Origin of the sequence: Idiomarina baltica OS145 (assembly GCF_000152885.1) — a bacterium.
Classification (GTDB): domain Bacteria; phylum Pseudomonadota; class Gammaproteobacteria; order Enterobacterales; family Alteromonadaceae; genus Idiomarina; species Idiomarina baltica.
In genome coordinates, this window is record NZ_CH672404.1 from 1 (window position 1) to 7,811 (window position 7,811).

At 46.3% G+C, this 7,811-nt stretch carries 4 protein-coding genes; all 4 read right to left on the bottom strand.

Annotated elements, in window-relative coordinates; all coding sequences use genetic code 11:
* Nucleotides 1-1,525 (bottom strand): TonB-dependent receptor plug domain-containing protein (locus OS145_RS03680; RefSeq protein ID WP_006954818.1); only part of this gene is annotated, 1,525 nt, incomplete at its 3' end.
* A gap of 288 nt (nucleotides 1,526-1,813) precedes the next feature.
* On the bottom strand, nucleotides 1,814-3,706 hold the full coding sequence (locus OS145_RS03685) for a TonB-dependent receptor domain-containing protein (RefSeq protein ID WP_006954819.1): 1,893 nt from the start codon (nucleotides 3,704-3,706) through the stop codon (nucleotides 1,814-1,816).
* A gap of 243 nt (nucleotides 3,707-3,949) precedes the next feature.
* Nucleotides 3,950-4,714: a TonB-dependent receptor plug domain-containing protein gene (locus tag OS145_RS13540; protein ID WP_006954820.1), complete on the bottom strand. Its 765-nt coding sequence runs from the start codon at nucleotides 4,712-4,714 to the stop codon at nucleotides 3,950-3,952.
* Between the two features lie 250 nt (nucleotides 4,715-4,964).
* Nucleotides 4,965-7,811, bottom strand: a 2,847-nt coding sequence (locus tag OS145_RS03690) for a TonB-dependent receptor (protein WP_006954821.1), incomplete at its 5' end; no start/stop codon positions are given.

Here is a 7,811-nt window from a genome sequence, read left to right on the forward strand (position 1 = left end):
CGGCTTCTGACTGTGCATCGTATTTATTTTCGAACACCTGCTCATACATTTCCCAGCCAAAATAGTGCGCAATTTGACCGCCTGGTAGTTCACCGATATTAAAACCCATACCGGCGTAATAGTGATCAAAAATGGTCTTGCCTTCGGTCAACGTAGTGATACCCAGCTTGTCAGAATTTTCCGGTGCAAATGGGTCGCGGCCTTCTGCAGCGAGCCAGTTCAGGGCTGATTTACTCAAATAATCACGCCCAACCGTTTTATAGTCCATTTCGGCACGCTGATAGTAGACTTCCCAGTCGATGTTATCTAAGGCAAAGCCACGGAATCCAACTACATAGTCTTGTTGGTAATCATCTACATAGCCATCGCGATTACCCGCTGGATACCAACGAAAATAACCTGTATCGAGCGTTTCATCATAAGGGTTGTGGGATGCATTCGCCGGGATATTTTCCCACTTCGCCGCGGCTGGCGCATATCGACCAAATGAACTGTTTTTAGCGAACATGCCGCGCATATATAGTTCAACGTCGTCGTTAATCTGGTAGTTTCCATTCACCATTAATGAGTTACGATCAGTCGAAGCCATGTTTGTCGATACACTGGAGTAGGCATACCCACATACCGTCCCCTGACCAATACCACCGTTTGCGGTACCTTGGTCGAGTACACCTACAAAGCCATCCACGTCTTCCGTCAGTTGACCACATAACGGCGATGCCTCATAGTTTCCCTCAGGATTAACAAGCGTTGCTCCATATTTTGAAATACCAATCGTTTCATCGTTTAACGAAATGACACCATCACCATTTTCGTCGAACATCTGTGGTGCTGTGTACGGACGATCACGGTCATAGATCGCGTCACGTGTTTGATGCTCGAACACCATAGTCAGATTACCACGATCTGACGACGTACCTGCAGTGATACTGAAACTCTCATTATCACCACCTTCAGCTTCCGGACGACCGACTTTGGTGTTAATTGCGACACCTTCGAAGTCGTCTTTTAGGATAATATTAACGACACCTGCGACGGCATCAGAACCATATACCGCTGAAGCACCATCTTTAAGCACCTCAATGCGCTCCACAGCCGCCATTGGAATCGTGCTTAAATTAGCCGAAGAGCCACCCAACGATGGTGAACCGGCTACGCGTTTACCATCGAGTAAAACTAGCGTACGACTTGCGCCGACACCAAGTAAGTTAACCGTAGACTGTGATTGTGCTGAGCTACCTGAGCTTGGTACAAATGAGCCAAACGAGTTCGAGGTAAGATTACGTAACGCATCGGCAACCGATAAGCGGCCTTGATCTGTCAGTTGATCTGCCGAAAGAACCTCTACAGGAGACGCACTTTCTAGGTCTGAACGCTTAATGCGTGAACCCGTAACTTGAATTTTTTCGATATTGCCTTGCGCTTCAACAGTATTGCTGTCCTGCGCGACAGCCAACGCTGGGGTTGCTAGACCACCCGCTACAGCGAGAGCAGTTAAACTCTTGCGGAAGGTACTATTCGTCATGTTTTTCTCCCTGGTGTATGTTCTTATTCTGTCGCTCATCAGAGGATAAGTGACGTGAATGAGCGGTCATCGCTCAATTGAGGTCTTTGCGATGCCGCACCGACTTTTAACGCCAGCTGAGGAGAAATTCAACTAAATGGACCTGTTAAACGAACTGTTTGACCACCTTTTAGTCGATATGCACAACTCATAGTCAAATGTATCACTTTAGGTTAACAAGTGTTCTTTGGATGTAAAAAAGGCAGCTGAAGCGCTGCCTTTTGCACATAACTCATTGAATTTAAAAGATTACATGAATTGATAGGAGATACTCGCGAACACGTAGCGTCCGAGTGCATCAAAATACCCTGGATAGGTATTACCATTACTACCTGGCGCACCGGTTAAGTACGGCGGATCATTTTCAAGCACGTTATTCACGCCCACACTAATCGTCGTGTTATCTCCCCAACGGTAACGAGCAGTTAAGTCAAGATAGTTTTCTGCATCGATATCTTGCGGCCCACTATCAAGTTGCTGAGTCTCACCCAGGTACCGCCAATTTGCAGAAACGGCTAAGCCGTCGTTGTTTTCCCATGTCGCTCGCAAGTTATGTTGCCACTCTGGATTCGGCGCACCACATACGCCTCCCCAATAGCCCGCACACTCATACACACGAAGACCGACAACCGGCTGAGTATCAAACTTGGTGAAATAAGTGCCCACTAGGTTGAATTTGAGCTTGCCAAAATCATTATCAAAGCGAATGGTATAACTTGAATTTAAGTCAAAACCAGACCGCTGCTCAAAACCAATATTCACATTAGTCGCAATGATATTATCTTGACCCAACCAAAGTGAACCTGTTTCCGGACCGCGATTAATGAGATCACAGAACTGCGCATCACCGGTATCCAAACACAAATCGAGCGTGGTTTCAGCTGCGACAATACCAATGGCATCCTCAACTTTTATATCGAAGTAATCTAAAGAAACATCGAAATCCCCTTCCATTGTGCGATAGACAAAACCAACAGATATTGTATCTGAGGTTTCAGGCTCTAGATCGGGGTTACCACCTGAAATCGAGTTGTATTGGTTAGCTGGACTTTGTGGAATATTGCCGTACTGCGCCGAAGTGACACCGGTGCGTTGACACTCCTCTAGAGTAGCTTCTGGATCAGCACCACCACACGGATCTGAATCCATATCGTACAAACCGATAGACTGAGCTTGGTACAATTCACGAATGTTGGCATGACGTGCCGAACGCTGGAAGCTACCACGTACCTTCCACATCTCGTTAATATCCCAACCTAAAGCTAACTTGTAGGTATCGGTTTCTTTGGCTGTTGAATATTCCGAATAGCGATAACCAAGATCCATTGTAAGAGTGTCCGCCCAGTCGGCTCCCTCAACCAAATAGATTTTTGCTTCCGAAAAGATTTCATCAACACTTAAGCTACCGGAAACTCCGATTGTAGGCCCGCCTTGACCAGCCCCATCACCTGATGTAAACCCACTATCGGGTTGGAAAACGAGCTCTTCGCTGCGTGTGGTCGCGCCCAGCAAAAGCTCGACTCCACCGACGGCATAAGGACTGCGGATACCATAGTCACCGAGGTTACCAATCACATACGCAGTATATTCACGCAAATTAGTTTCACCATTGGCATAGAGCGGTAGCGTTAGATAATCGAGGGCGTCTTGGGTAATATTTGGCGCAAAGATATTCCAAGGTACGCAATTTGGATCAACACCACTCAAAGCTGCGGTACAGACCGCCTCCCCAGTGTCGGGATCCGTTGTGACGTTGAGTGCTCGTCCAATGTTGGTAATACTGAAATCATTTAGATAGGTCGAACTTAGTGTCACGTTACCGAAATTAGCAGAAACATCATAACTCCACGTGTCGTTCAAATATCCTCGAATTCCGAACACGCCGCGATACGATAAATGCTGAATATCATTCTGACGCGGACCGCCTTCAACATTGCGCTTGCCTATGTAAACACCTTCCCACACATTCGGATCACCTGATACAGTGGCGGGACCACCCGGTCCACACAATACGCTTGCTTGTTGCGGCGATAGAAACGGGTTGTCACAACTCAAATCAACCTGTGGAAAAAAGGCACCTGATTCCGCGATCTGTGAAACACTTCGGTCTTTAACGAAGCCAACTTCACCGAAAAACTCCATGTTTTTGTTGATTTCGTAATGACCAAATGCACCGAGTGTGACACGCTCATCGGGACGCTGAAAATAATTGCGAGGACCAAAGTTGTATAAGCGCCCGTCATACTCTTGGAAAGTACCTTGATCGATGTAGTAGTCGTAGTCAACGAAATCAGTTAGGCGACCGTCTGGAATGGTGCCGGAGCCACCGCAGGAATAATCTCCAGGTCCACCTGCTAGTGAGCAAATACTATAGTCGCGATTATCTTATGTAACCGCTTTGATATCGCGATAAGTTACATAGCCGGTAATATTACCTTTGCCATTGTCCGCATTGACCCCCCAAATGATCGAGAAATCATTCATATGACCATCGCGACCAGAACCTGGCGCCAGATCGAAGTTAGCGTCACGGGCCGATTGCGCTACATCATTGCTGTTGGGGTTATTATACTGATAAAAGCTGTGCTGATAATCTAGCTTTACGCCCTCAAAATCATCTTTCATGATGAAGTTCACGACACCCGCGACAGCATCCGAACCGTAAGTTGCCGATGCACCGCCCGTGAGTAACTCAACATTTTCAACCAGTGCGCCTGGGATCTGATTTAAATCTGGCGCGATAGCGCCTTGTAATGGCGATCCCATGACCAACCGGCGGCCATTCATAAGCACTAATGTACGATTAGAGCCTAACCCCCGGAGTGAAATAGTTGCCGTGCCAGTTGCACCGTTTGAATCGGTAGATGTCTGACCTGGAAACACTTGTGGTAAATCGTTCACTAAATCCTCGGTCCGAACGTTACCCGAAAACTCGAACTCCTCTGAGGTTACTTGAGATATAGGACTAGAGCTCACTACGTTAGACGATTGCGGAATACGCGAACCTGTCACTTGAATGCGCTCAGCTACTTTTTCTGCTTGCTGATCGTCAGCAGTAGATTCTTGCTGATCTTGCGCCATAACGGGCATCGAAAAGACGCCTGCAATGGCTACTGCCAACAAATTTTTACGAAAAGTTGTGCTTTTCATGATTTGAAACTCCCCGGAACTTTATTGTTTTTTACCTCAAAATATGTTTGAGGTAATTTGAATTTAGCAATAAGTTAATTTTATGTAAACAACTTGTTACTAAATTATGATTAACTTTATTATTAAGTGTTTGACTTTAAAGAATTATTATGAAGTCAATAACAACTCAATTAAGTACGCGGAGAGCGGATTGGACAAAAAAAACCACCCCGAAGGGTGGTTTTGTATTCAGTATTAACTGAATGTTCTATTAGAACTTGATACCAGCGCTCAACTGAACGTAGCGAGGCGTTTGGTAAGAAGTTGGTGCCATGAAGTATTCATTTGCATCCCCTGGAACGTTCTCTTCTGCGAACTCGTTACGACGCTGAACTGCTGAAGAGTTCAATACGTTGTATACGTCTGCGCGGAATTCGATTTCAGTTCCAGACCACTCGGTTACGTAAGTCGCGTTAAGATCCAAGGTTGGAGTCCAGTCTGTACGACCGTAAGTACCACGAGTAATTTGATTGTACTCATTGGTAGCTTCGTTTTTGTCATCACAGTTTGCTGTACATACGTAGAAAGTATCACCGTATTGAGGCACACCGTTCGGGTGGCCGATACCGAATGCATTTAACGGACGACCTGAGCTCAACGTAAAGTTTGCACCTAAACGGAAGTTCTCAGTCAGCGCGTATGCACCGTATGCTTTGAAGGTATGGCGACGGTCGTTCGGCAAGTAACCGTAAGCACCATCCATCAGCTCTGCAAAGTCAAAGTCCTGAGTGATACCCGCATCGTCTTGAGCGATATCAGACTTAACCAAACCTTCGGTGTTACCGTAGCTTTGAGCCCAAGTGTAAGATGCGTTTAATGACCATTTGCCGTCCCACGCTTTTGCTAAGGTTAGCTCAACAGCGTTGTAAGAACGTTTACCTTCTGGGAAACCAAGCTCTGCCAAATCGATGTCGATTTTTTCAAGCGCAGTGTCTGCATTACAGTCGGTATCAGCAAAGATAGTTGCAACTTTACCTGGGTTACCCAATACATACGAGCTACCGCCATGGCAACCGTAGGTGTCATCAAGATAACCTTTAACGCTCATGTCATCGATAGCGCCGTTCAATTCACGACGGATACCACGAACGCCCCAGCTCCAGTTTTCAGCGAATGCTGCTTCATAACCGATGATGTATTCGTCTTGGTACATTGGGTCGATGTCTTGGTCAACGAATTCTTTGGTGTTCGGAACGGTACCATCCGCGTTTACACTGTCGTCACCGATCTTATCGCCTTTAGTGTAAGTCAGGTAATCGTTGCCATTGAACTGGTCAATTGAAGTACCTTCCAATACAAAGTATTGAGTTACATCGTACTCGTTACCAGACATACGTACGTTAGTGTTACTTGCTACTGGTAAGTAGTAACGACCTACGTTTGCAAACACTTTTGACTGACCGTCACCGTTGATGTCGTATGACAAGCCAAGACGTGGCGCATACATGTTATCAACTTTTACGAAGGTTTCGCCGTTACCGTTTTTGTTTTCGAACGAGTCATAACGAAGACCAATCGTTGCTGTCAGGTTATCAGTGATAGACCAGATATCCTCAACGTAAAGCGCTTGGTTTTCAGTTTCGAAGCTACCTTCAACGGTACGAACGCGCTCTTCAAGGTACTCAGTAACGCCATCCGGGATACTTGCACCGTTATCAAGCAGACCGCCGGGGGTTCCGTCACGTAAAGTCACGAACTTGCCGCCTGGACCAGAATAGCCTTCAAGCGCATTTGACGTATTTGTTTCAGTATCATAACCGAAGCGTAGCAAGTGGTCGCCAAGGTACCATTCGAAGTCCACACGCATCGCTTCACGTTTATCTTGACCTTCTTCAGTCAAGTAACCTGGGCTGCCGATACAACCTGCGAACGTGCCTAGAGGCGCTGCATCGCGACGATCGTATACAAAGTTACAGTTAGCTTGTACGTTGCTATATGAGGTCAAGTCATATTTGTTTTCACCGTACAATGCTGAAACCGTTAAGTCGTCAGTCAAGTAACCGGTATATTTTACAGACCAGTTGTCTCCACCAGTCTCTTCATACGAAGTTGACTGGTAGCTGAGGCCGTCAGTAGTTCGGCGGCTAATGTCTGTTTCAGTGGTAGCTGAATCCGAAAACGCTAACAGTTCAACTAGATGATTACTGGTGATTTGCCAGTCAATCTTACCACCGTAGAACGCATCATCGGCGACAGCTTCGTTGAAGAATTTACCTTCACCAGATGAGTAATTGTTATCGATATTACGCGGATTATAGATTGCGTAGAAGAACAACGTGTCTTTAATGATCGGACCAGACGCGTAGATATTACCTTCCATGTCTGAGCGTTCGTCTAACTCGTTGAGAACGTACGTAGAGCCATCAGACAAGATACTGTTTGGAGAGGTCTCACGCAAGCTCTCAGGTTGATAATAAACGTTTGCGCCGAACTCAAATTCGTTAGTACCGCTCTTCGTGATAGCGTTGATAACACCACCAGTAGAACGACCAAACTCTGCAGAGTAACCACCCGTCTTAACTTCGAACTCTTTGTAGAATTCAAATGGTACGTCTGAGAAGCCAGTACCTGTACGGAAGTTGGTTACGTTCAAGCCGTTGATATAAACAGCGTTTTCCGCAACTGATGAACCTCCGAAAGAAGCTAAGTTACCGAAACGGCCATCACCAGCAGTTGTGCTTGGAGCAAGCAATGCAACCGCTGTAGCGTTACGTGGAACTGGAATACGGTCGATTTGAGCTTCGCCGATGTTCAATGACGTACCAGAAGCACGTGTGTCGACCATTGAGATGCTAGTACCTGAAACATCGATAGTTTCAATACCGCTTGAAAGAGGTACAGTGATTTCACGCGAGCCACCTGCGCTGATTACAAACTCTTGAGTTTGGTTCGGCTCATAGCCGTTAGCGTTAGCAGTGACCGTGTAACGTCCTGTCGGTAATTGAGGGAAACGATATGAACCGTCTGACTCTACCTGAACAGTACGAGTGAAGCCTGTGTCAACGTTACGGATGGTAACAGTTGCACCAGTAACAGCAGCATCGCTAGAAGTCACAAC

Coding starts and splice junctions, on each gene's coding strand:
- OS145_RS03685 (WP_006954819.1), bottom strand. CDS start 3,706: ATGGAGTTTTTCGGTGAAGTTGGCTTCGTTAAAGACCGAAGTGTTTCA.
- OS145_RS13540 (WP_006954820.1), bottom strand. CDS start 4,714: ATGAAAAGCACAACTTTTCGTAAAAATTTGTTGGCAGTAGCCATTGCA.